This window comes from Collinsella sp. CLA-JM-H32, from assembly GCF_040098165.1.
GTDB lineage: Bacteria > Actinomycetota > Coriobacteriia > Coriobacteriales > Coriobacteriaceae > Collinsella.
On the sequence record NZ_JBBNMZ010000006.1, the window covers coordinates 111244 to 135570 of the forward strand.

At 56.5% G+C, this 24327-nt stretch carries 26 protein-coding genes; 17 read left to right on the forward strand and 9 right to left on the reverse strand.

Annotation, left to right across the window (positions count from 1 at the left end):
• Nucleotides 1–17 precede the first annotated feature (17 nt).
• The 12 genes from AAA021_RS05245 to hflX all read left to right on the forward strand — a co-directional run bounded on the left by AAA021_RS05245 (nucleotide 18) and on the right by hflX (nucleotide 12127).
• Nucleotides 18–515 carry a YajQ family cyclic di-GMP-binding protein gene (locus tag AAA021_RS05245; RefSeq protein ID WP_161160281.1) on the forward strand — a complete coding sequence of 166 codons (498 nt, stop codon included), beginning with the start codon at nucleotides 18–20 and terminating at the stop codon, nucleotides 513–515.
• A 27-nt stretch (nucleotides 516–542) separates the two neighbouring features.
• Entirely contained in the window at nucleotides 543–1892 is a 1350-nt protein-coding gene (gene rimO / locus AAA021_RS05250; protein ID WP_346963901.1) for a 30S ribosomal protein S12 methylthiotransferase RimO, read from the forward strand.
• Between the two features lie 9 nt (nucleotides 1893–1901).
• Entirely contained in the window at nucleotides 1902–2540 is a 639-nt protein-coding gene (gene pgsA, locus AAA021_RS05255) for a CDP-diacylglycerol--glycerol-3-phosphate 3-phosphatidyltransferase (RefSeq protein ID WP_349088283.1), read from the forward strand.
• Between the two features lie 12 nt (nucleotides 2541–2552).
• Nucleotides 2553–3083 carry a CinA family protein gene (locus AAA021_RS05260; RefSeq protein WP_349088285.1) on the forward strand — a complete coding sequence of 177 codons (531 nt, stop codon included), beginning with the start codon at nucleotides 2553–2555 and terminating at the stop codon, nucleotides 3081–3083.
• A gap of 257 nt (nucleotides 3084–3340) precedes the next feature.
• Nucleotides 3341–4489 (forward strand): recombinase RecA, encoded by a 1149-nt coding sequence (gene recA / locus AAA021_RS05265; protein WP_022094695.1) that lies wholly within the window; start codon nucleotides 3341–3343, stop codon nucleotides 4487–4489.
• A gap of 11 nt (nucleotides 4490–4500) precedes the next feature.
• Nucleotides 4501–5193, forward strand: coding sequence for a regulatory protein RecX (locus AAA021_RS05270; RefSeq protein ID WP_082437769.1), 693 nt, complete (start codon nucleotides 4501–4503; stop codon nucleotides 5191–5193).
• Between the two features lie 257 nt (nucleotides 5194–5450).
• On the forward strand, nucleotides 5451–7001 hold the full coding sequence (rny, locus tag AAA021_RS05275; protein ID WP_349088286.1) for a ribonuclease Y: 1551 nt from the start codon (nucleotides 5451–5453) through the stop codon (nucleotides 6999–7001).
• A gap of 1 nt (nucleotide 7002) precedes the next feature.
• Nucleotides 7003–8088 carry an ATP-binding protein gene (locus tag AAA021_RS05280; RefSeq protein ID WP_349088287.1) on the forward strand — a complete coding sequence of 362 codons (1086 nt, stop codon included), beginning with the start codon at nucleotides 7003–7005 and terminating at the stop codon, nucleotides 8086–8088.
• A 74-nt stretch (nucleotides 8089–8162) separates the two neighbouring features.
• The gene (locus AAA021_RS05285; protein ID WP_006235982.1) at nucleotides 8163–8480 is read left to right on the forward strand and encodes a stage V sporulation protein S; all 318 of its coding nucleotides are present in this window, start codon (nucleotides 8163–8165) and stop codon (nucleotides 8478–8480) included.
• A 49-nt stretch (nucleotides 8481–8529) separates the two neighbouring features.
• A complete protein-coding gene (miaB, locus tag AAA021_RS05290) occupies nucleotides 8530–9900 on the forward strand; it encodes a tRNA (N6-isopentenyl adenosine(37)-C2)-methylthiotransferase MiaB (RefSeq protein WP_349088288.1) in 1371 nt (456 codons plus the stop codon).
• A complete protein-coding gene (miaA, locus tag AAA021_RS05295) occupies nucleotides 9900–10838 on the forward strand; it encodes a tRNA (adenosine(37)-N6)-dimethylallyltransferase MiaA (RefSeq protein WP_349088289.1) in 939 nt (312 codons plus the stop codon). The genes miaB and miaA overlap by 1 nt, the downstream gene beginning before the upstream one ends.
• Complete coding sequence (hflX, locus tag AAA021_RS05300) at nucleotides 10838–12127, forward strand: GTPase HflX (RefSeq protein WP_349088290.1); 1290 nt, start codon at nucleotides 10838–10840, stop codon at nucleotides 12125–12127. Before miaA ends, hflX begins: the two co-directional genes overlap by 1 nt.
• On the opposite strand, the gene AAA021_RS05305 is transcribed toward hflX, so the two are convergent.
• Together AAA021_RS05305 and lexA are read right to left on the reverse strand one after the other, a co-directional pair.
• Complete coding sequence (locus AAA021_RS05305) at nucleotides 12112–12816, reverse strand: heparan-alpha-glucosaminide N-acetyltransferase (protein WP_117770343.1); 705 nt, start codon at nucleotides 12814–12816, stop codon at nucleotides 12112–12114. The genes hflX and AAA021_RS05305 overlap by 16 nt on opposite strands.
• Nucleotides 12816–13460, reverse strand: coding sequence for a transcriptional repressor LexA (gene lexA, locus AAA021_RS05310; RefSeq protein ID WP_349088292.1), 645 nt, complete (start codon nucleotides 13458–13460; stop codon nucleotides 12816–12818). The genes AAA021_RS05305 and lexA overlap by 1 nt, the downstream gene beginning before the upstream one ends.
• Nucleotides 13461–13623: 163 nt before the next feature.
• Between lexA and AAA021_RS05315 the strand changes: the two genes are divergently transcribed.
• The 3 genes from AAA021_RS05315 to dut are packed head-to-tail and all read left to right on the forward strand — an operon-like array spanning nucleotide 13624 to nucleotide 15016.
• The gene (locus AAA021_RS05315; protein ID WP_349088293.1) at nucleotides 13624–14073 is read left to right on the forward strand and encodes a LysM peptidoglycan-binding domain-containing protein; all 450 of its coding nucleotides are present in this window, start codon (nucleotides 13624–13626) and stop codon (nucleotides 14071–14073) included.
• 51 nt (nucleotides 14074–14124) lie between these two features.
• Nucleotides 14125–14568 carry a transcriptional regulator NrdR gene (gene nrdR / locus AAA021_RS05320; protein ID WP_022093781.1) on the forward strand — a complete coding sequence of 148 codons (444 nt, stop codon included), beginning with the start codon at nucleotides 14125–14127 and terminating at the stop codon, nucleotides 14566–14568.
• 4 nt (nucleotides 14569–14572) lie between these two features.
• Complete coding sequence (gene dut, locus AAA021_RS05325) at nucleotides 14573–15016, forward strand: dUTP diphosphatase (RefSeq protein ID WP_349088294.1); 444 nt, start codon at nucleotides 14573–14575, stop codon at nucleotides 15014–15016.
• A gap of 524 nt (nucleotides 15017–15540) precedes the next feature.
• On the opposite strand, the gene AAA021_RS05330 is transcribed toward dut, so the two are convergent.
• Nucleotides 15541–16890, reverse strand: a complete 1350-nt coding sequence (locus tag AAA021_RS05330; protein WP_349088296.1) for a glycosyltransferase — start codon at nucleotides 16888–16890, stop codon at nucleotides 15541–15543.
• 69 nt (nucleotides 16891–16959) lie between these two features.
• On the opposite strand from AAA021_RS05330, the gene AAA021_RS05335 reads away from it, so the two are divergent.
• Both AAA021_RS05335 and AAA021_RS05340 read left to right on the forward strand, forming a co-directional pair.
• Nucleotides 16960–17898: an FAD-dependent oxidoreductase gene (locus tag AAA021_RS05335; protein ID WP_349088297.1), complete on the forward strand. Its 939-nt coding sequence runs from the start codon at nucleotides 16960–16962 to the stop codon at nucleotides 17896–17898.
• A 155-nt stretch (nucleotides 17899–18053) separates the two neighbouring features.
• On the forward strand, nucleotides 18054–18665 hold the full coding sequence (locus AAA021_RS05340) for a DUF1836 domain-containing protein (protein ID WP_349088298.1): 612 nt from the start codon (nucleotides 18054–18056) through the stop codon (nucleotides 18663–18665).
• Between the two features lie 72 nt (nucleotides 18666–18737).
• On the opposite strand, the gene AAA021_RS05345 is transcribed toward AAA021_RS05340, so the two are convergent.
• The 6 genes from AAA021_RS05345 to AAA021_RS05370 all read right to left on the reverse strand — a co-directional run bounded on the left by AAA021_RS05345 (nucleotide 18738) and on the right by AAA021_RS05370 (nucleotide 23587).
• Entirely contained in the window at nucleotides 18738–19604 is an 867-nt protein-coding gene (locus AAA021_RS05345) for a DegV family protein (RefSeq protein ID WP_349088299.1), read from the reverse strand.
• Nucleotides 19605–19768: 164 nt separating this feature from the next.
• Nucleotides 19769–20896: an NlpC/P60 family protein gene (locus tag AAA021_RS05350; RefSeq protein ID WP_349088300.1), complete on the reverse strand. Its 1128-nt coding sequence runs from the start codon at nucleotides 20894–20896 to the stop codon at nucleotides 19769–19771.
• A gap of 32 nt (nucleotides 20897–20928) precedes the next feature.
• Nucleotides 20929–21459 (reverse strand): adenine phosphoribosyltransferase, encoded by a 531-nt coding sequence (locus AAA021_RS05355; RefSeq protein WP_227790833.1) that lies wholly within the window; start codon nucleotides 21457–21459, stop codon nucleotides 20929–20931.
• A 40-nt stretch (nucleotides 21460–21499) separates the two neighbouring features.
• Nucleotides 21500–22378: a MerR family transcriptional regulator gene (locus AAA021_RS05360; protein WP_349088301.1), complete on the reverse strand. Its 879-nt coding sequence runs from the start codon at nucleotides 22376–22378 to the stop codon at nucleotides 21500–21502.
• A 3-nt stretch (nucleotides 22379–22381) separates the two neighbouring features.
• Nucleotides 22382–22816: an FHA domain-containing protein gene (locus tag AAA021_RS05365; RefSeq protein WP_006236002.1), complete on the reverse strand. Its 435-nt coding sequence runs from the start codon at nucleotides 22814–22816 to the stop codon at nucleotides 22382–22384.
• A 66-nt stretch (nucleotides 22817–22882) separates the two neighbouring features.
• On the reverse strand, nucleotides 22883–23587 hold the full coding sequence (locus AAA021_RS05370; protein ID WP_349088302.1) for a CDP-alcohol phosphatidyltransferase family protein: 705 nt from the start codon (nucleotides 23585–23587) through the stop codon (nucleotides 22883–22885).
• Nucleotides 23588–24327: the final 740 nt, after the last annotated feature.

Consider the following 24327-nt stretch of genomic DNA (forward strand, 5'->3'; position numbering starts at 1 on the left):
ACGCGAAAGGAAACATCATGGCTAAAGATTCCAGCTTCGACGTCGTGTCCGAGGTCAACATGCAAGAGGTCGATAACGCCTTTCAGCAGACCACGCGCGAGATTTCCCAGCGCTATGACCTTAAGGATTCCGGCGCCACGATCGAGCTTTCGAAGGGCGACAAGCTCTTTACGATCAACGCCCCGGCCGACTTTGTCTCCAAGCAGATTGTCGACGTGCTGAGCTCCAAGCTCATCAAGCGCGGCATCGACCTCAAGGCCGTCTCGTGGGATGCTCCGCAGGCGGCATCGGGCGGCACCGTGCGCGTGCTCGGCCATATCGTCGAGGGTATCGACCAAGCGACCGCCAAGAAGATCAACAAGGACATCAAGGACCAAAAGCTCAAGGTCAAGGTGACCATCGAGGCCGACAAACTGCGTGTTTCCTCTGCTTCGAAGGACGCGTTGCAGTCCGTGATCCAGTTCCTGCGCGACCAGGACTACGGCCAGCCGCTGCAGTTCACCAACTACCGCTAATATCAATCGAAAGGACCGCTCTCCAACATGGATACACCGTTGGGCTCCGTGCTCTACATCACCCTCGGGTGCGCTAAGAACGAGGTTGACACTGACCGCATGCGTTCTCTTTTGACCGCCGCGGGCTACGAGGAGGCATTCGACCCGCAGGATGCCGATATTGCCATCGTCAATACTTGCTCGTTCCTCGCCTCCGCAACGTCCGAGAGCATCGAGACCACGCTCGAACTCGCCAACGAGGTTCAGGACGGCGTTCGTTCTTGCCCCATCGTCATGTGCGGCTGCGTGCCGTCGCGCTATGGCGATGACCTACCTGACGAGCTGCCCGAGGTCGCTGCCTTTGTGAAGGCCGACGAGGAGGACGGCATCGTGGCGGTCATCGATGGCGTGCTGGGTGTCGAGCGCGAGATTGCAGCCTATATCCCGCAGGTCAAACGTACCGTCGAGGGTGCTGTCGCCTACGTCAAGATTTCCGATGGCTGCAACCGCTTCTGCAGCTTCTGCATGATTCCCTACATCCGCGGCCGCTATCATTCGCGCAATGCCGAGAGCATCATCTCCGAGGTGCGCGACCTGGTTGCCGGCGGTGTGCGCGAGATCGTGCTGATCGGCCAGGACACGGGCATCTGGGGTACCGACTTTGCCGACGAGGACGTCGCCGATGGCTCGCCGCGCAATCTGGCGCAGCTGCTGCGTGCCGTCGCCGAGGCCGTGCGCCCGCACAACGTCTGGGTCCGCGTGCTCTATCTGCAGCCCGAGGGCATGACTGACGAACTCATCGAGACGATTCGCGATACGCCCGAGGTGCTGCCCTATATCGATATCCCCGTGCAGCACTGCGACGCGCGCATTCTTAAGGCCATGCGTCGCTCCGGTTCACGCCAGGAGCTCGAGGATCTGTTCCGCGACCTTCGCGAGCGCATCCCCGGCATCGTGATTCGTTCCACGGCCATGGTCGGCTTCCCGACCGAGACCGACGACGAGTTCCGCGACCTTATCGACTTTATGGACACCGTCGGCTTTGACTACACGAGTGTCTTTGCCTACTCGCGTGAGGAAGGTAGCCTGGCCGCCAAGATGGAGGGCCAGGTCGATGAGGAGGTTAAGCTCGAGCGCGCCCAGGAGGCCATGGACCTGGCCGAGTCGCTCGGTTTTGCCGCCACCGCCGCCCATGTGGGCGAGCGAGCCCAGGTAATCGTCGACGGTATCGAAGAGACCGAGGATGGCGCCGAGCTGATCGGCCATGCCTGGTTCCAGGCGCCCGATTCCGATGGCGCGGTGCATCTGGACGCCAGCGAGGCGTCCGTGGGCGATATTCTGACCGTCGAGTTTACCGATAGCTTCTGCTACGAGCTTATCGGTCATGTTGTGGAGTAGGAGAGCGTCGTGGCTAACGAGAGTAATAAGGAACTGACGAGTGTCTGGACGCCCGCCAACATCGTGACGTGCGTTCGCATCGTCTTTATCCCGGTGTTCATGATCGTGTCGGCGCTTTCTCACACGAGTGTTGCCTGTACGGATTGGAGCACCTTCGACGGCCCGCTCGCCGCCGCTGCCTTCATTCTGTATGTGATCCTGTCGTGCACCGATAAGGTCGACGGTTATCTGGCGCGTTCGCGCAACGAGATCACCGACTTCGGTAAATTCTTGGACCCCATCGCCGATAAGCTGCTCGTGTTCTCGGCCCTGCTGCTGTTCTTGGATTTTGGCGCAGTGACCGTGTGGTCCGTGTTCATTATCCTGTTCCGTGAGCTTCTGGTGAGCGCCCTTCGCATGGTCGCGAGTGCGGCCGGTGTGGTCGTTGCGGCCGATAAGCTCGGCAAGTACAAGACGGCAACCACGATGGTCTCCATTTGCGGTTACCTGTGCGTTTTTGCTATGGCCGGCTTGCACCTTGGCCCGGTGGCGCTAACGCTCGGCATCTACTCGGTGTCGCGCTTCCTGTACGCCGTTGCCGTTGTCCTGACCGTTATCTCGGGCGCCCAGTACTTCTGGAACTGCCGCAAGATCGTCTTTTCGGTCTAGGTCCTGGTGGGTATGACGGACTCTTTTGAGCAGATTTCCGCACATAACGAGGAGCTGGCGCGTGATATTGTCGAGCGCGCGAGCGCTCGGGGCGTGACGGTTTCGACGGCTGAGTCGCTGACGGCGGGTATGATCTCCTCGACGATTGCCGATATCCCGGGCGCCTCGGCGGTGCTGCGTGGCGGTGCGGTGACCTATTGCGATGAGATTAAGCATCGCGTTCTTGGTGTTGAGCAGGAGACGCTTGACCGCTATACCGCGGTGTCGCATCAGACCGCGCGCGAGATGGCGGTGGGTTCGCTGGAGCTGTACCAGAGCGATATTGCAGTGAGCGCAACGGGTTATGCCGGCCCCGGCGGTGGCACTGAGGACGATCCGGCGGGCACTTTCTATATTGGCTGGGCGCATCGTTCCGCCGATGGGGGCGTGCCGGTTGTGGACTCTGTGCGCTGCCACTATGAGGGCGACCGTTCGTGTGTTCGTGCCCATGCGGTCACGGAGGCATTGGGTCGCATTGCCCTTGTGCTCAACTCTATGGAATAGACGTGTTTTAAGGGGCCTTCGAGCCCCTTAATTGTGGAGATAGGGACCTTAGGCTCATTTGGCGTTTGTGCTGGTTGTAGATGTATTTTTGCCTGCCTTGTTCATATTTGGTCCTTTGTGGTCAAGCATTTGGTCAGTGTTTGGTCGGCGTTTGGTTGGGTTTTGGAAAGACCGCCTGCATATGATTGGCCTAAACGGTTGACCACGAACAGCCGTTCGTTTATTATCGATGCAGGTTGTTAAGAGGAGGGCTATTCATGGCCAAGAATTCAGGTCCCGTACGTACCGTTCATGCTCGCACGACGGGTAAAGAGCGCGATGAGATGATCGCCACCACCAAGGCCGAGATCGAGAAGAAATTCGGCCAGGGTTCCATCATGAGGTACGGCGACGGTGGTCCCGAGCTCGAGGTCGAGGCCATTCCCACGGGCGCCCTGGCCCTCGATGCCGCGCTGGGTATCGGCGGCGTGCCGCGCGGCCGTATCGTCGAGATTTACGGTCCTGAGTCCTCCGGTAAGACGACGCTTTCGCTCGAGATTTTGGCAGAGGCCCAGGCAATGGGTGGCGTTGTGGCATTTATCGATGCCGAGCATGCGCTCGATCCCACGTATGCCGCGCGCATTGGCGTGGATATCGACGAGGTACTGATTTCCCAGCCCGATACGGGTGAGCAGGCGCTCGAGATCGTTGACATGCTCGTGCGTTCCGGCGCCATCGATGCCATCGTCGTCGACTCTGTCGCCGCGCTGACCCCGCGTGCCGAGATCGAGGGAGAAATCGGCGACACTACGGTCGGTCTTCAGGCTCGCCTGATGAGCCAGGCGCTCCGTAAGCTCGCCGGCTCGCTTTCTAAGTCCAACACGACGTGCATCTTCATTAATCAGCTGCGTGAGAAGATCGGCGTCATGTTCGGCAACCCCGAGACTACGACGGGCGGCCGCGCCCTTAAGTTTTTCTCTTCGGTGCGTATCGACATTCGCCGTATCGACAGCATTAAGCTTAAGGACGAGGTTATCGGTAACCGCGTGCGCGCCAAGGTCGTTAAGAACAAGGTGGCAGCTCCGTTCCGTTCTGCTGAGTTCGACATCATGTACGGTACGGGCATCTCTAAGGAGGGCTCGATTCTGGACATGGCTGTCGAGTGCGGCATCTGCAAGAAGATGGGCTCCTGGTTTGCCTATGGCGAGGACAAGCTCGGCAACGGTCGCGAGGCCGCCAAGGCGTTCCTGCGCGAACACCCCGATTGCGCTGACGAGATTGAGCATAAGGTCCGCCTTGCCTGCGGACTTGAGTTTGATGACGATGCTCCGTCCGAGGTCGAGCTGACCGATCAGCCTGCGCCTGAGGAGTTTGACGAGCTTTACGCCATCGATGGTTCCGCCATGCTCGATGATGACGACGAGTAGCGGTTACGCTCATGTCGTATACGGTGACCGAGGCCACGGTCGTCTTTCCCGATAAGAAGGCGGCCTCCTCGTTCTCGAGCGGGTATGCGTCCAAAAAGCCTTGCGCACATATCGATTGTGAGCTTGAGGGCGGTTTTGAGCGGTCCATTTGGATTCCCGTGCGGGTCGCGCGGCTGTATGTCAAAAACCGCCCCGATCTTCCCTGTGATTGGGACAACTTCCGTGAGGCGGTGCAGCTCATTGAGCGTAAATGTGCACTTACCATGGTGACCGAGATGTTATCGCGCCGCGACCATGCGACGGGTGAGGTCCGTGACAAGCTGGCTCGCTACGGCTTTCACCAGCCTGCGATCGATTTCGCCGTCGAGCGCGCCACCGAGTATCGCTTTTTAGACGAGAGCCGCTTTTGCTCGTACTTTATCGAGGAGCGCAAGCGGCGCGGTTGGGGACAGCGCAAAATCGAGACCGAGCTCAAGCGCCGTCATGTCGTGCTCGATGACATTCCCGGTTATCCCGAGGATTATTTTGCCGTCGAAGACGATTTGACGCGTGCGTCAGCCCTGCTCGCCAAGCGTCGTGTTCCAGAGACGCGCGGATTCGAAAAACTGGTTCGGTTTTTGATGGGCAAGGGCTTCTCGTATCACATCGCCGCCGATGCCGTTAAGGCACGTCTCGATGCCGAACGCGAGGAATGTGCAGTTTAGGCGTATGCGCTTTGTGGCCCTGCCGTTCACCGCGTTTTAGCCGCTGTGCTGGGGCCATTTATTTGACAGTTGTTGTGGTTCAACGTACGATAAACACTGTCATTTGCTTTGTGATATGTGCTCATCTGTGATGAGTTTGTTTATATGTTTATCTGTATCCGACCCGCATAAGCTGCGCCCATATTACTCAAATGTCGCGAGCCGTTCGTAAGGACGGTTCGCTTTGTTGTGTAACGAATCCATAAAAAGGAGTGAGCATGCCTATCATCGCAGCGCTCGTTGGCATCGTTTTGGGTGCCATCGCCGCCATTGCCTACATGCGCACCGCCAAGCAGGGTAGTCTTCACGAGGCCGACGAAAAGATCCAGTCGGCACACGCACAGGCTGAGTCCCTGATCGGTGATGCTAAGCGTCAGGCCGAGACCCTCAAAAAAGAGGCTCTGCTCGAGGCTAAAGAGGAGATCATCAAGAACAAGCAGGCCGCCGAGGCCGAGGACAAGCAGCGTAAGAGCGAGATTCGTACGCTTGAGAACCGCGTGATGCAGCGCGAGGAGTCCCTTGATCGCCGAAACGACGCTCTCGACAAGCGTGAGCACCAGCTGTCCAGCCAGGCCGGTCAGGTCGAGAAGCGCTCCCGCGAGCTTGAGGAGCTCTGCACTAAGCAGACCTCCGAGCTCGAGCGTATTGCCGACCTTACCCGCGAGGACGCCCACAAGGAGCTCCTCGATAAGGTTCGCGGCGAGGTCACCCACGAGGCCGCCACGATCATTCGCGAGTCCGAGCAGCAGGTTCGCGCCGAGTGCCACAAGACCGCCCAGGAGATTCTGTCCCTGGCGATTCAGCGCTGCGCTGCCGACCACACAGCCGAGGTCACCGTTACCTCCGTGCACATTCCCTCTGATGACCTCAAGGGCCGTATCATCGGTCGCGAGGGTCGCAACATCCGGACCTTCGAGCAGGTTTCCGGTGTCAACCTCGTGATCGACGATACGCCCGAGACCGTCGTTCTTTCGAGCTTCGACCCGGTCCGTCGTGAGACCGCTCGTGTTGCCCTCGAGAACCTCATCGCCGACGGCCGCATTCACCCCGCCCGCATCGAGGAGATGTATCACAAGGCTGCCGACCTGGTTCAGCAGCGCGTGCGCGAGGCTGGCGAGCAGGCTGCCTTCGATACCGGCATTCACGACCTGCATCCCGAGATCGTCAAGACCCTTGGTGCCCTGCGCTACCGTACTTCGTTTGGTCAGAACGTGCTTCAGCACTCCCTCGAAGTCTCTGACCTGTGCGGCGTGATGGCTTCCGAGCTTGGCCTGGACGTTGTGACCGCCAAGCGCGCCGGCCTGCTGCACGACCTTGGCAAGGCAATCGACCACGACGTCGAGGGCCCGCATGCCGTCATCGGCGCCGAGCTTGCCCGCCGTTATGGTGAGAAGCCCGTTATCGTCCACGCTATCGAGGCTCACCATGCCGATGTCGACCCCAACACGGTGCTCGATGTCCTGGTACAGGCCGCCGATGCTGTCTCTGCCTCTCGCCCCGGTGCCCGTCGCGAGTCTGCCGAGAACTACATCAAGCGTCTTGAGAAGCTCGAGGAGATCGCCAACTCCCATGACGGCGTCGAGCGTACCTATGCCATGCAGGCTGGTCGCGAGGTCCACGTGATGGTTCAGCCGGACAAGATCTCCGATGCCCAGTCCACGGTCCTGGCTCACGATATCGCCCATCAGATCGAGGAAGAGATGGAGTATCCCGGTCAGGTGCGCGTCGTCGTGATTCGCGAGAGCCGCGCTGTCGATATCGCTAAATAACATGAGCGACGCGAACGAGCTCATCTCATTTATCGCGTCGATGTCGGGGGAGGGCAACCTTCGCGTCGAGGAGAACCTTGGCGAGGGGTATGTCCGCCTCCGCGTTTCGGAGGCCGAGCGGCGCCAGGCAAAGCACGACATTCAGCATGTCGAGGATATCGTCATCGAAATGCTCCGTAATGCTCGCGATGCCGGCGCCGACAAGGTCTATCTCGCCACGACCAAGGAAGATGGCGTCCGCACGCTTGTCTTTCTGGATAACGGTTCGGGCGTTCCGCAGGATATGCAAGAGCGAATCTTCGATGCCCGCGTTACCTCCAAGCTCGAGAGCATGAAGATGGACCGTTGGGGCGTTCACGGTCGTGGCATGGCATTGTTTTCGATCAAGCAGAACACCGACGAGGCCCGTGTGGTCACGTCTGGTGTCGACCTTGGCTCGGCCTTTAAGGTGAGCGTTGCGGCCGACCGCCTCAGTGAGCGTGCCGATCAGTCCAGCTGGCCCCAGGCCGTCAAGGATGAGGACGGACGTTATGTCTGTGCTCGCGGCCCGCATAATATTATTCGCGCTGCTTGTGAGTTTGCGCTCGAGGAGTTGCGTGGTTGCGATGTCTATCTTGGTTCTCCGTCTGAGATTGCCGCGACCCTTTATGCTCAGGCGTCAAGTCGGCTCGATACGTCGCGTCTCCTGTTCATTGATGACGAGAGTGAGCTTCCGGTTGTCGATCGTTTAGGCCTTGCCTCTGATGCCGAGGACTTTATCCGTATCTGTTCGGGTTTGGGTCTTGAGATGTCCGAGCGCACGGCTCATCGCATTTTGGCAGGGCAGATTAAGCCCGTTCGTGGTGTGACCGCGCGTCTGCTGCGCGAGCGTGATTCGTCCTCGCATGCGCCGGCTCCTGTCGATCTTGCGAAGGATCGTCGCGGGCTACGTATTGCCAAGGATGACATGGCACAGTTTTCGCGTGCTGTGGAGCGTGACTTTAATGACCTTGCCGCCCGGTACTATCTCAACCTTTGCGGCTACCCAAAGATTCGTGTTTCGCGTGAACGAATCACTGTGACCTTCGATCTTGCCAAAGAGGAATAGTGCCTTTACCGAGTCCACTCGGTACGATACAGTTATTGCAGTTAAAACGTACTTTTAAACGCAGGAGTTTCTTCATGGATTGCCTGAAGGTATCAAGCAAATCATCGCCCGCGTCCGTTGCCGGCGCCATCGCCGGCATGGTCAAGGATGGTGTACCCGTCAACATCCAGTGTGTCGGCGCTGGTGCTGTCAACCAGGCCATTAAGGCCGTGGCTATCGCGCGCGGTTTTTTGATTCCAACCGGTTTTGATATTTCCTGCGCGCCCGTGTTCTCCGACATCCTCATTAACGGGGAGTCGCGCACGGCCATCCGCCTTTCTATCTACGTTCACCAGATCAATCGAGCTGCTATGGATAACGTCGTCATGGATGATGTTAAGCCTGTGGCATAGCTTCTGCTTGCCTCGATTCGCCTCCCTTCCATCGTTAGGACTTATGCACATGGACCAGCGTTCCGTACGCGATATTCTTGCCGGTAAAACCTACTTTATTCGCACCTTTGGCTGCCAGATGAATCAGCACGATTCCGAGCGCGTGAGCGGTCTGCTTGATTCGTATGGCTGTCTCATGGCGCTCGATCCCGAGCATGCCGATATCGTTGTCTTCATGACATGCTGTGTGCGTGAGGCCGCCGATACTCGCCTGTACGGTCAGTGCAATTCCTGCAAAAGCCTGCCGCCTTCGCCTTCGGGCAAGCGTGTGGTTGCCGTGGGCGGCTGCATTGCGCAGCGTGATGGCGAGGGCCTGCTCATCAACGTCGATAACGTCAATGTCATCTTTGGCACGCATTCTATCGCACATGTGGCCGAGCTCATTGCCGAGGCGTTCCTTGACGGCAAGCGTCATATCCGCACCAATGAGCATGAGGATACGGATGCCATGAGCATGCCGTGGCATCGCGAGACCCAGTATCACGCCTGGGTGCCCATCATGACGGGCTGCAATAATTTCTGTACCTATTGCATCGTGCCGTACGTGCGCGGTCGCGAAAAAAGCCGCCCCTTCGAGGAAATTGTCGACGAGGTGACCGGTTTGGTGCGCCAGGGCGTGCGCGAGATTACGCTGCTGGGCCAAAACGTTAACTCATATGGTCGCGATCTGTTTGGCAAGCCGCGTTTTGCCGATCTGCTGCGTGCCGTGGGCGATACGGGTGTGGAGCGCATCTTCTTTACCTCTTCTCATCCTAAGGATCTGCTGCCCGAGACCATCGACGCCATGGCCGAGACGCCCGCCGTCATGCCGCAGCTTCACTTGGCCGTTCAGTCGGGCTCCACGCGTATCCTCAAAGAGATGAATCGCCGTTATGCACGCGAGGACTATCTGGGCCTGGTCGATCGCATTCGCAACCGCATGCCCGATATCGCGCTCTCGACCGATATTATCGTTGGCTTCCCGGGCGAGACTGAAGAGGACTTTGAGCAGACGCTCTCACTTGCCGAGACGGTCCGCTATGCTCAGGCCTATACCTTCATCTATTCCAAGCGCGCCGGTACCCCGGCCGCAGAGATTGACGATCCTACGCCGCATGAGGTTATTCTCGAGCGTTTCAACCGCCTGGTTAAGGTTATCGAGACTACGGCACACGAGTATAACCAGGGTGAGCTTCATACTGTGGTGCCGGCGCTCATTGAGGGAACGAGTAAAAAGAACGACGCGGTCCTGCTGGGCAAGAGTCCCAAGAATCAGACCGTGCATGCGCCTATCCCCGAGGGTTACAGCATCGATCAGCTTGTTGGCAAGATCGTTGATGTTGACGTTGACGTTGCCAAGACCTGGTATTTGTCCGGCTCCGTTGTGGGCGAGCCGCGCTAATGGTTTCTCCCAGGGCAGGACTTTCCGCCGTTGCGATCGTCGGTCCGACGGCGGTTGGTAAGAGTGATGTTGCCGACCGTTTGGCAGCTCGTCTTTCGTCCGAAGTGCTGTCGTGCGATGCGATGCAAATCTATCGCGGCATGGACATCGGTACCGCAAAGATGGCGCCCGATGAGTGTACGGCGCCGCTGCGTCTCGTCGACATTGTAGAGCCGGGTGTGGCGTATTCTGCTGCGCTTTATCAGGCTGACGCTCGCGCGCATGTTGAACGTCTCCTTGGTTCGGGTTGTCTGCCGGTTTTTTGCGGAGGTACGGGGCTGTATCTCAAGGCCGCCCTCGATGAAATGGACTTTCCTTCGGGTGAACTTGAGGACGATCGTCGTATGGGCTATCAGGAGCTTGCCGAGCGTATTGGCGAGGAAGAGCTGCATGCCCTGCTTGCCGAGCGCGACCCAGAATCGGCTGCTGTTATTCATCCCCATAATGTGCGCCGTGTGATTCGTGCGCTCGAGATGCATGATGATGGTATTTCCTATGCACAGCAAAAAAGTCAGTTTAGTGTTCCGCGCGAGCATTATCATGCCCTATGGTTTGGTCTGACGCGTAATCGCGAGGTGCTCTACGAGCGCATTAACCTGCGTGTCGATATGATGTTTGAGCAGGGTCTTGTCGATGAGGTTCGCGGTCTTATGGACCAGGGGCTGGGAGATGCCCTGACTTCGATGCAGGCAATTGGCTATAAAGAGATCATTGATGCTTTCAATGGCGTGATTTCTATGGATGAGGCTCGCGAACTCATCGAGATGCGTTCGCGTCGCTATGCCAAACGTCAGCTTTCGTGGTTTAAGCGCGATGACCGTATCGTGTGGTTTGATATGGACGAGTTTACGATCGATGAGGTCGTTGAGGACATCCTGCATCGTATTGAGGCTGCCTAATGGCCCGTTTCCGCCTTGTTCCCACGGCACCCGAGCCCGAGCGTGCCATATTAGTTGGTGTTGAGTGGCGCGACAATGCATGGCCGCTCGATCGTTCGCTTGACGAGCTTGAGCGCCTGGCCCATACGGCTGGCGCCCAGTGCGTGGCGCGTTTGTCACAGCGTTTGGTTAAGCCGTATCCAAAATCGTTTATCGGTTCCGGTAAGGTTGAAGAGCTGTGCGGCCTGGTGCATCGCATGGATGCCGATGTTGTTATCTTCGACGACGACCTGACGCCCTCGCAGCAATCCTATTTGGAGAAAGCCGTGGGCGAGCCGGTAAAGATTATCGATCGTACAGCACTGATTCTGGATATCTTTGGCCTGCATGCTCAGACGCGTGAGGGACGCCTGCAGGTACAGCTGGCGCAGCTTCAATATCTGTTGCCTCGTCTGCGCGGCATGTGGAGCCATCTTGCCAAGGAGCAGACGCGTGGCGGCATCGGTTCGCGCTTTGGCCAGGGTGAAAGCCAGCTCGAGGTTGACCGTCGCTTGATTCGCAATAAGATTGCCGCGCTTCGTCGTGAGCTTAAGCAGGTTGAACAGCGTCGCGATGTCCAGTCCAAGAGCCGCATTGAGTCACCGGCGTTTCGCGTCGCGTTAGCCGGTTATACCAATGCCGGTAAATCGACGTTGCTCAATCGCCTGACCGGCTCTACGGTACTTTCGCAGGACAAGCTGTTTGCTACGCTCGACCCGACGACGCGTTCGTATCGCCTGCCCGGCGGTCGCGGCATGACGATTACCGATACCGTTGGCTTTATTCAAAAGCTACCGCATGGTCTCGTTGACGCTTTTAAGTCCACGCTGTCTGAGGTTCTTGCTGCCGATCTGATCCTTAAAGTTGTGGATGCCTCTGACGAGGACTACGAGCGCCAGCTCGAGGCAGTCGATCGCGTTCTTGACGAGATCGGCGCTGGAGAGCGTTTAACGCTGACCGTATTCAATAAAATCGATCTTCTCGATAGCGTTGATCGATTGAGTTTCCGTCGTCGCTATCCCGAGGCCGTGCTGTTCTCGGCCCAGACGGGCGAGGGACTCGACGATCTCGTCGACCGTATTGCTCGTGAGGCGGCTGCCACCGATGTGTTGCTCTCCGCTGATATCCCGTATCGTGAGGGCGCCCTCATCACGCTGGTACATGAGCAGGGAACCCTTCTGCATGAGGAATATCTAGAGGACGGAGTTCGCATTGTGGCGAAGTTGCCGGCCCGAATCGCGCCGCGTCTAGAGCGTTACCGCACCGAGTAGGCGAGCTCCAAAATGCCCAGAATGATGGGCTGATGCAGCAGATAAAAGGGGAGTGCATGACGTCCAAGGCTGGCGAGCGCCGGCAGGGGGTTGGCGTAGGCCCAGCTTGGGGCGGTCTTACCGATTCCCTGCGCTATGTGTGCGGCGAAGTATCCTGCAAGATACATAAAGATAAACGGGATGATGGGGTAGTAATCACCTGAGATAAATCCAGGGCTCGGAAATCCTAGCCACGCCAGGTATGGGACAGGGTAGGTCGTCTTGGGGATGCTCCAGGTGAGGGCGAACAACACAAGGCATAGGGACATGCCCCATCTCGCCGAAATCTTTTTAAGGACGGGATCGGTCAACGCGACGATGCCGGTACATGCGGCCATACAGTAGATGATGCCAAAATTAACCGAATCGTCTACTGAGACAAGTGTTGTTGCCAACCAGACGACGAGTGCTGCTAAGGCGTATTTGGCGGCACGTTTGATATTGTTGCGCGAAAGAGTGCACATCCAACCCGCGATAAACAAGAATACCCAGCTGATGCTGGCGCGCCAGATGTCTTGAAAGACAGTCTGGGTAAACCAGGGCATATCCCAACCGTACAGGTAGGCGAGATCGTAGCAAGCGTGAAAACCTGCCATTGAAATCATCGTAAACCCGCGGACGGTATCAAAGATGGTGATGCGTTTTTGCATTACGAGAACCGGCGCATCAAGCCGACGACTTTGCCCAAGATAACGGGATTCGTTGCATAGATAGGCTCCATGGTGTCATTCTCGGGTTGCAGGCGTACGCGTCCCTGCTCCTTGTAGAACGTCTTGACGGTCGCTGAACCATCAATCATGGCCACGACAATTTCGCTGTTCATGGCACTCTTTTGTTCACGGACGATGATGTAATCGCCATTGAAGATGCCGACATTGATCATTGAGCTCCCATGCACCTCAAGGATAAAGGAACCCTGATCGGTGGCGATTTCGGTCGGGATAGTAAAAGTGTCTTCGATATTCTGCTCGGCCAGAATGGGAATCCCAGCCGCGACGCGACCAACGAGCGGTAGCGAGACCGTTCCGCGAGGTGCGGTGGGCTCGTCAGATTTAGAAATTGAGACAGAGGAACCGTCCTCGTTAAAGAGTTCCAGGGCGCGCGGTTTGGTGGCATCGCGCTTGAGTAGCCCGCGCGCCTCCAGGGCAGATAGATGGGCGTGCACGGTGCTGGGGGAGGAAAGGCCCACAGCAGAAGCCATCTCGCGCACGCTGGGCGGATAACCCTTCTCCTGCTGATATTCCTTGATGAAGTCGTAAATTTGCTGCTGACGCTTGGTAATTTTGCGAGCCATCAGGGCATCCTCTCTACCCATGTCAAACAAATGTTCGAATTTTGCTTGACAGGAACAACTGTTCGAAGATAATAATAACCGAACATTCGTTCTCGCGCTAGACATTTTTGTCCGCGCGGCTTGATAAAACTGTTCTCAGCAAAACACGCGAGAGGAGAACATGATGAACGCAACGAATATGGTCCAGGGAAACCTCGCCCTTAAGCTCGAGACGCCTGCAGAATACACTTTTACGGTTGTTCAGGGTGGCCGCTCCGGCTTTCAGCCTTTGACCGTAAAGCCTGCTCGCAATCAGCAGGCTGTAGCCGCGCCGGCCCGCGTTGCCCTGAAGGTTCCGACGATTGTCGCCGTTGCCGTTGCGCTTACGCTCTTCTTTGTCCTCGCTACGTCGGTCTTTAGCGCTCGTCACGCCGCGTATGCCGAGTCCGTTTCCAACGTTACCTACGAGACCATTCGCGTTCAGTCTGGTGATTCTCTTTGGTCGCTTGCCGAGGAATATCCAATCGAAGGCCTTTCCACGCAAGAGACTTCCGACATGATCCGTAACGTCAATCATCTGGAGCATGGTTCGCTCGCCGCCGGTGCGCATCTTAAGGTTCCTGCTCGTTCGTAATCATTATCGCGCTGCGCATGGTACCCTTGTTATCGTTTAAGAGGAGGTACCATGCGCTGTCCCAAATGCGGCAAGGCACATACCCGCGTCGTTGATTCCCGTATGCAGGAGTCAAATAACACCATTAAGCGCCGTCGCGAATGTTGCTCGTGTAATTACCGCTTTACAACGTTCGAGCGATGCGAAGACCCAATCGAGGTCATTAAGTCAGACGGAACTAAGCAGCGGTTCGATCGCAATAAGCTGCTCGTCGGCTTGATGCGCGCCACCATCAAGCGTGATATCGACACTAAGAAGCTCAATGAGATTATCGACGATATCGAGGTCGAGCTGCGCTCTCGCACGCTGACGGCCGTCACGTCGCATGAGTTGGGTGACATGGTGCTCAAGCGCTTGGCCAAGATCGATAAGGTGGCGTACATCCGCTTTGCCTCGGTCTACCGCGATTTCAAAGACGTCGATGAGTTTCTGCAAGAGCTCGACAAGCTAAGGTGATTCCATGTCCTGCATTACCGTCAACATAAAGCGTCTCGATCCCACCGTCGAGCTTCCCAAATACGCCCATCCCACCGATGCCGGCTTGGATCTGCGCTCCAACGAGGACTGCGTCCTGAAGCCCTTCGAACGCCGTCTGGTCTCTACTGGGTTGGCCATCGCCCTGCCCGACGGCTACGCCGGCTTTGTCCAGCCCCGCAGCGGCTTGGCCATCAAGCAGGGCCTGTCTATAGTCAACACGCCGGGCCTCATCGACGCCCACTACCGAGGAGAACTCAAGGTTATCCTCATCAACCTGGATCCCTCCAACAACATCAAAATCAACAAAGGCGACCGCATAGCCCAACTCGTCATCCAAGAAGTCCCCACGGTCAACCTCATGGAAGTAGAAGAACTAGACAAAACCGACCGAGGCAACGGAGGCTTCGGCTCCAGCGGCGTCGCCTAGGGCGCTCGTATCCCTCCCGCCCGGGCATTACCTATATCATTCCATGCTCAAACATTCTCGCTTCGCAGGGGCGCACGGATCCCGCTTTCGCCTGAGCCCCATACATATCATCCCGTGCTCAAACATTCTCGCTTCGCAGGGGCGCACGGATCCCGCTTTCGCCTGAGCCCCATACATATCATCCCGTGCTCAAACATTCTCGCTTCGCTGCGAAACTGCGCGCGGGACGATATGTATGGGGCTCAGGCGAAAGGGCTATATGCTTGACATAAAACAATCTTTCTAGTTAGCCGATGCGATAAAGGGATACCTCCTTTGTCGCATCGGCTAACTCTATTTATATTTTCCTGTTTTACCTTTGCAGGTTCTAATGGAGGGGATACCGAAGTAGCTGCTAGTAAGTAAACGTAGCTGCTCAGTGGAAGCCGCCCATATATCGTTCCACGCGCAGTTTCGCAGCGCAGCGAGAATGTTTGAGCATGGAATGATATATGGGCGGCTCCCACTGAGCAGCGGACTTTCGTCTACCTGATATGAGCAGGTTTTCCGCCCCAGTAGAAGCGGCAGAAGGCTCGTTTGCGCTTTTGGGGTTTGCCTACGAGCTCCATGGTTGCAATGGCGATATCCTCGGCTGCGCGTGGACGGCGCAGGACTTCGCCGTTGATGAGTAGGGCTTTGAGCGACTCAGGGTGGTCGTGCAGGTGACGAAGCGTCACGATGAGTTCACGTGCGGTGGTGACATGCATGCTGGCGCCCATGCCGGTGAGCATCGTGGTGTTTGCCTTTTCCTGGCCATAGGACTTGCCCAGCAGGATCATCGGCAGATGCGCGCACAGGCACTCGGTGACGGTGAGTCCGCCCGATTTGAGAATTGCCAGGTCGCAGCCGTGCATGAGGGCCGCCATGTCGTCTACGTAGTCCAGAACCGTGACGTTGTCGAGTTTCATGGCGTCGAAGAGCGTCTTGAGTCGGGTGGCGTATTCCTTATCCTTGCCCGGTAAAAAGACAAAGTGCATGTCCTCAAAGCTGCGTAAGAAGGGGAGCGTGTGGTCCATCGCGGCACGGAAACGCACGTATGGTTGGGGCAAACTGGCGCCGGCCATCACCAATACGACGGTTTTGTCTATGGGGAGATTGAACTTGCTCAGCTCATCCTCGCGTTTGTAATCTGAATCGAAACCGGCTCGGATGGGGATGCCCGTTATGCGGATCTTTGACTCGGGAACCTTGCGCGGCCGCAGCGTTTCGGCCATAAACTCGTTGGCTACGCAGAATAGGTCGGTGTCCTTGTGGGGCCAAAAGCCTTCGACTTCATAGTCTGTTGGTACGCAGATGACCGGATAATCGATACCCGTAATTACGCGGGCGCCCACGGCAACATTGGCTGCTGTGATGTGCGTTGCGACCACGGCTATAGGCCTGCGGCGACGAATATATTCGTTGAAGGCGGGGAACATAATTCGCGACCATGCCGTGCCGCCACCCCAGAGAAGATGTCCCGTAAGCGTATATCGCCAGGTCAGGTCGTAAATGGGGCGTGTGGCTCCCGTAAAAGAAGCCGCGGTCTTATTGCCGTCGAATTTAATACGTCCAAAATCAAGGATATCGAGCACTTCAATTTCAATATCCTCCGGGATTCCCTTGGTGCCGCGGATAAGGTCAAATGCTTGTGCAATCGCGTTGGCGGCGGCTTTGTGGCCCGATCCAACCGATGCGTGCACAATGGTTACTAGGGGTTTTTGTGCAGGTAAAACGGTCATTTGCTCCGGTTGGGGAGTGGCTTGCATGGGCAGGGGAGCGCTATTGCCCGTCTGCGTTTGATCCATCGATAACTCCCCTTCAGCTTTGTTACGCGATTTATCATTGTAGTGCATGAGTGTCATGTTCACGTAAATTTGGGTATGAGCGCAAAGAACGTCAATGTATCGACGAGAGGATATTCCATGACTACCGATCAGCCGATTGATGTTGCGATTATCGGTGGAGGCCCCGCGGGCTATGCTGCCGCCATTTACGCTGCGCGTGCCAACCTGACGACGACTGTGATTGAGCAGGGCATGTCGGGTGGACAGATCGCCACAACCAACGAGATCGAGAATTATCCCGGTATTCCGCTGCTAAGTGGTGCAGAGCTGGGTGAACGCTTTCAGCAGCATGCAGAAGGCCTGGGTGCGCAGGTTGAATGGAGTATGGTAACGGGCATCGATTATGATGCTGATTCAGCGCTGTTTACGGTGCATCACGATATGGGCGATACGCTGGCCTCGAGCGTTATCGCTTGCATGGGTGCCACGCCGCGATCTGCTGGGTTTGTTGGCGAGGATACGTATCGCGGTCGTGGCGTTTCGTACTGCGCGACATGCGACGGCATGTTCTTTCGTGGTAAGCAGGTTTTTGTCATCGGCGGCGGCAATGCTGCCTGTGAGGAAGCCCTGTTCTTGTCAGAAATCGCCAGCAGCGTGACCATCGTCTTGCGCCGCGATCAGTTTCGGGCTCCCGATGGCGTGGTTCAAAAGATGCTCGCAAAAGATAATATTTCAGTTAGGTACCAAACTAGTATCGTCGAACTATCGGGCGAGGTGATGCCCACGACTATCACCTTCAAGGATAACGCTACCGGTGAAACCTATTCCGAGTCCTTCGATCCCGGCTCGTTTGGTATCTTTGTCTTTGCTGGCACGCAGCCCCATACCGAGCTTGTTGAGCATCTGGTGGATCTTGCGCCCGACGGCGGTATTATGACCGATGAATCAATGGTCACCCGCACGCCTGGCTTATTTGCTGCCGGTGATATTCGTTCCAAGCGCTTACGCCAGGTTGTGACCGCCGTTTCTGACGGAGCCATAGCAGCAACTAGCGCATACGCGTTTCTCCGCGGATAAGTACGATAATATATCTTATGTAAGGTTGCTATCTTTAAAACAAAGTGGTTGGACGGTGCATCAATGTGCTGCCCAACCACTTTTACTTTCCTGCTATATAGTATGCAAAACTAGATAACCTAGAATAGAATATAGCTAATGAACGGAGGATCCTTATGAACCACGCCAAACGCGTTATCCCGATGTCCGATTCGTCGGTCAGCATTAAGCCTGAGGATATTCAGCCCACTTTGCTGCCCGATGCATTTATTCAGTCCGATATCGTGCGTAAACTTAATACATTGAGCCTGACTCGCTATGACCAGCTGCCCAACGTGACGCTCTACCGCGACCAGGTCATTGAATATGTTGCGCTGTGGATGGAGCCGCTGTCCATTTGCGTTGAGCAGCCTATCATTACGCCATCGATGATCAATAACTACGTGAAGGTTGGGCTGGTGCCTGCTCCGGTCAAAAAGCAATATGGCCGCGAGCAGATTGCCCGCCTGATCGCTATCTGCATCTTTAAGCAGGTGCTACCTATTGCTGCGGTGCAGGCGCTCTTTAACATTCAGCGTTTGAGCTACGATGCCCCGACGGCCTTCGATTATGTGGTCGATCAGCTCGAGGCATCGATTCGCTCGGCGTTTTCCGTCGAGCAGACGCCGGTTCCCGATACGGCGCATCAGGTAACGCGTGAGTCGCTGCTTGTGCGCAGCGCGGTTTCATCCTTTGTTTCGAAGGCGTACTTGATGAGCTATCTCAAGTTCAATGGGTTTAATAGCTAGTCGACGTATAAATCGGGCGTGACAAAGAGCCATAGGTCACTTTGTCACGCCCGATTTTTGCTTGGTTGGACTTTATTTGCCCGAAGCTACGCCCATACCGTAGCCGATGATGAGGCCATGCATCTCGGCGTAATAGGAATCCAGGCCGTTGCAGGGCATGATGATGGTCTTGGAGCCGGGCCAATGCTCGACTATGCGGTCAGTAAGCGCCTGGGCTCCAGCTTCGTTCTCAACGTGATCTATGACGACCTTACCGCCCGTAAAGCCCTCGGCTTCCATAGTGTCGATGATCTTGTTGAGCATCTTCTTTTCGCCACGCGTGTGCCCGACGAGTTCGATTTTACCGGCCTCACTCGCCGTGCCCAAAATGCGGATATTGAGCTTGTTGGCAATGACGCCGGCTGCCTTAGGGATACGTCCGGCTTTGGCGAGGTTTTCGTAATTGCACAAACTGAAGAGGATTTTGCTGTTCTGTTCAAGGCTATCGAAGTATGCGCAAGCATCCTCGAATGAGACATTCGGATTGCTTGCAAGATAGCGGTCGAACAGCAAGAAAATGAGGTCCATTTTGCCGCCAGCTGCGCGTGAATTGACTAGATGAATCTGTCGGTCGGGCTCCTCGGCAAGAACCATATCGCGAGCCGTGGCTGCCGCGTTGTAGCTGCCCGACACGCCCTCAGAGATCGGCATGCAGATGGTCTTGTCTGCCAATTTGAAGAGCTCGGCCCACTCCCCTACGCTGGGACAAGCGCTCGAAGAAGCGTTCGTCTCCGCCTGAACAGCGCAGTTGAGCTCATGAACATCGAGCGAAAGGTCATCGACGAATTCATGCTCCCCCACTCGAATTTTGAGGGGCGCAAATGCAAAGGTGGTATGGGGCGCGGTCGGTTGCCAATCGCGGAGGTTGCAGCTTGAATCGGAGATAAGTGCCCAGCTCATAGAGGGTCCTTTCTAATCGTTCCCATTCAATTATAGCCATCTTGTAGACCGATTGGGCCGCTATCTAGTATTCAAAACTAGATAGCAGACTGCACGAAAGGCAAAAGAATGGACCCCATGACTCAAAGTCACGAGGTCCATATCCGTTTGCTTTATCTGAATACTTAGTAGCGCACGAAAATGTAGTTGTTGTTCATGCCGGCGGCAACGGAGCTGATGATAACACCCGTGTTGTAGTCGGAAGCATGAATCATCTGACCACCACCGATGTAAATGCCAGTGTGGTACGAGTTGACTACAACGTCACCGGGCTGCGGATCGGACACACGCGTCCAGCCCATAAAGGTGCCCGTCGTGCCCAGGCGGCAATAGCGACCAGTAAGGCAATAGCTTACAAAACCAGAGCAGTCGAAGCTGTTCGGGCCAATTCCGCCCCAGGAATAGGCGCAACCAAGCTTGCTGTATGCACGCGAGACAATAGAACCGCCATCGACGGACTGGCTCGGAGCAGAAGGCGTCGGAGCCGGAGCAGGCGTGGAGGGCTGCGGCGTCGGAGCAGGTGCCGGCGTAGGAGCCGGAGTGTTGCCGCCCTGGTTGTTGTTATTGCTGGTCTGGTCACCGTTGTTGGTGTTCTCGGTCGTACCGGCAGTCTCGTTGCTCACCGTGGCCTTCTCGGCGGTGCTGGCGTTGATGCCGGCCTGCAGCGCGGCGTTGGCCTCGGCCTCGGCGGCAAGCTCGGCCTGCAGCTGCGAATCCAGGGAGTTTACGACGTTCTGGGCTTCAGCCTGCTGGGCGTTAAGCTCGTCGACCTTCTTTTGCGTGGCGGCGACGTTCTTCTCCTGCTCGGCCTGCTTATCGGTGAGCTGCTGCTTAAGTTCCTTGACCTCTTGAATGGTCTGAGCCTGCTTATCGGAAACTTTGCCGTAGTAGAACAGGCGGTTGAGCATATCGCTCAGGTCGTCGACGCCCGTCAGAACCTGAAGTAGGCTCAGGCCACCGGTTTTGTACTCGCCTGCCACGTAGGTGGAAAGCTTGGCCTGACCATCGGCGATCTCCTGCTGCTTTTGCGTGATCTCGCCAGCAGTCTGATCGAGCGCCTGTGTCTGCGTGGCGAGCTCATCGTAAATCTGCTGAGTTTGGGTACCGATCTGCTCGAGCTTCGTACGAGCAGCGGCAAGGTCGGATGCGGTATCGGCGTAGGCAGGAGCCGCGAGGCCCAAGCCCAAAACACAAGCGAGGGTTGCCGTAGCAGCGCAGCGTGCCATGTTTTTGTGCGTGTTTGCTGTGCGCATGTAGCTTCCTTTCCAGTAACTAAGGGTAACGGCTAGTCCACCGTCACCAGGCTAAAGAGCTCCACATCGTCATCGGGCGGCGTGAGCTTCTCGCGCGGGTTGAGAAACGCAAGCTCAAGGATACAACCGTAACCGACAAGCTTTGCGCCCATATCTCGCACCAGTTTACCTGTTGCCTCGACGGTTCCGCCCGTCGCGACCAAGTCGTCCAGAATCAACACGGTATCTTTAGAGCTGATAGCGTCGGCGTGGATCTCAATTGAATCGGTGCCGTATTCGAGCTCGTAGCTCTGGCTTACGGTCTCGCGCGGCAGCTTGCCCGGTTTACGTGCGGGAACAAAGCCGGCGCCAAGGGCTACAGCCACCGGTACGCCAACCATAAAGCCGCGAGCCTCGGGACCCACGACCTTGGTGATTCCCATGCCGGCAAAGTGCTCGGCGAGGGCATCGGTCATGGCTTTGAGCGCCTCGGGATTGCCAAAGAGCGGCGTGATGTCCTTAAAGATGACTCCGGGCTCGGGATAGTCGGGGATATCGACGATTTGAGATTCGAAGTCGTACATTGCATGACCTTTCAATGGGTTGCCGAAATTTCAGCAGCGGTTATATGCCCGCGGTGGCGGTGCCGGATTGCGAAGGGGCGACGACCTTGTGCGGCTTTACGAGAGAATCCTCGTGCGAAGCCGGCGCGGCTGTCTCTTCGTTTTTGGCCTTGGTGGACTCGGAGCGAGTGATTTCCTCATCGAGTGCATCGATGTCGGCGTCCTCGACCACGGCGTTGAGCGACTCAAAAACGCGGTTCTTGAGCAGCGCGGTGTGCACGCCCTCCGTCAGGTCGTGAAGCTTCTTAAACGCACGCTCGAGCTTGGCGTCGCGCTCGTCATCGGAGGTATCCATTCCGAGCATGCTCACGAGCACCTGCTCAAACATCGAGGACTCGCGGTTGGCCGAAGACACGTACTGACGCAGGTTGCGCGGCTCGATATGGAAGCGCGACAGCTCGGAGCAGTAGCGGATGATCGGGAAATCGCGACCATCGACGAGCTCACGATTCTGCGGACTCTTGATGATGCGAATGAGGTCGTTCTCGGCGAGCGAGCGGATAAACGAAATCTCGACGCCCAGCATATCGGGAATGGTCTCGATGGGATGCAGCTTTTGCTTAGTCTCCTTGGGCTCCGTCTTGAGCGGAACATCGGACAGCAAGCCCACCTCGTAAGCGAGCGTCGACAGGTCCGTGGCGTTTTCCAAGCGCTGCTTAATCACGTTGAGCGGCATGTAGCGGGTCTTCTGCAAGTGCAGGATGACCTCCAGGCGATCAACGTCCTCCTTGGAGTACTGACGGTATCCCTTAGGCGTACGATGAGGGGTAATGAGCCCCTCATCCTCTAGAAATCTAATTTTTGAGTTCGAAAGATCGGGGTATGCGCCTCGAAGTAGGTTGACGACTTGGCCGATACTCAGATAGTTGCGTTCGGCCATGCCCTACTCACCGGTTTCGATGCGCTCCGGCGTGCTCTCGTGGTAGATGAGCGTAAACGTACCGATCTGGACGGAAGAACCGTCGTGCAGCGGGGCTGCATTGACGATGGCACCGTCGACCCAGGTGCCATTGAGCGAGCCCAAGTCCTCGATGCGAGCGCCGAGGCCCTCGCGAATAATGCGCGCATGGCTGCGCGAAACGGTCATGTCATTGAGGAAGATGCCGTTTGCAGGATCGCGGCCGATGGTGGTCACGTCGTCCTCGAGCTCAAAGGCGGCACCAGTCTGCGGACCCTTGACGATGGACAGAACGGGGGCGGTGATGCGCACGTTGGCCATGAGGTCGGGAACGGTGACGTCGCTTGAAGGCACGCGGAATACGCAGGTAGCGTCAGCAGTCTTATCATTCTGAGGCATATTGTTAACCATGTTGTCCATGACAACCCCTAACTTATCGCGGACGTGCCGCAAATAATGAACCGTACGTAATCATACCCCAACGAATCAGACTTCGATTTCAGGGTTCAGAAAGTCGATGTCCTCGTCCTCGGGATGCGCGAGAGCCTGTTTAATGGCCACTCCGCCCTTAATGGAGTAGATGACAGCCGTGAGCATGGAGAAGATCACGCCGCCGTACACAAAGAAGATGCCGAGGGGCACCGAGCTTCCGTTGAGGCCCGGGAAGGCCTTAAGGGTTGAAGGTAAAAGATGCAGGCCGTCAATAACGGGGAACCCGAGCAGCATGAGCGAGAAGCCGGTCATGAGCAGCGCTGTGGCAATCTTTCCGGGGAAGACGACATCGATGGGGCGACGGTGATAATGACGCACGATAAGCGTGCCGATGCCCAGATAGATGTCGCGGCCAATAATGAGCACGCAGACCCAGATGGGCAGCTCTCCGCGGACCACCAGTCCCAGCACGCCGGTGAACAGCAGCGCGCGGTCGCAAATGGGATCCATGACCTTGCCGAGCCACGAGACCGTCTTAGTCATGCGGGCGATCTGCCCGTCCATCCAGTCGGTGGAGGCGGCAACGGCGTAGATAACGATGGCGATGACACGGTTGTTATCCGTCACAAACAGGTACAGGAATACCAGGGTGAGGATCAGGCGCGTAAAGGTGATGAAATTGGAGATCGTAAAGATCTTATTCGACGGGTAATCGGAAGTGCCGATAAGCTCCTTTTTGATCTTCTTTTTGATGCCCACAGGACTCCCCCACTGGTTAACGACAAAACTTTCGATACTATACCCGTTCCGGCGATGTCTATCCAGCGTAAGCATAGAGAGTCCAGACATGTGGAGGGCGTTTTTAGGCGGCGGGGATTTCGCATTCGTGTACATCAGCCTCCAAACATGTCGAAAAATGTCGATTTTGGTGGCTGATGTACACGTTTTGATTCGGTGGTTACATCGAGCGGGAACGTTGTTGCTTTAAGCAAAATAATCATGGTGATTAAAACAAAAAAGGTCAGGCACTAGGTGCCTGACCTGCAAACTTCTGGTCGGGACGACTGGATTCGAACCAGCGACCCCTTGACCCCCAGCGGGGTCAGAATGACCCTGACCTGTGCTAATTTTGTTAAAACACGCGCAAATAGCGCAAGTAGCGCATTTCCGCGTATGTAAATTTTACCAGCTCAGCGCGGTTTGTCCAGATAGCATATTATCGGCTTCGAGGAGCGCGGTGCAGCCGATGACTTAATCAACGGGGGTAGGAGCCCCGAATCGTCGTCTCTCTGGGTTCCCGCAGGTGGGCCCTTCTGTTTCTAATCAACTGCGGATTCAGGAGCTATGTGGTCGATATGCCGTTAAACCCGCGTATCGATACCGCTCAGCCATTCGCCTCGCCCCCGTCGCACGCATCTTCATCCGGTCTGTTACTTTTAATCTAACAATTCTTTGAGGAACGTAGGTGCTTCTAAATGTACTGTCGACTGCTTCTCAAA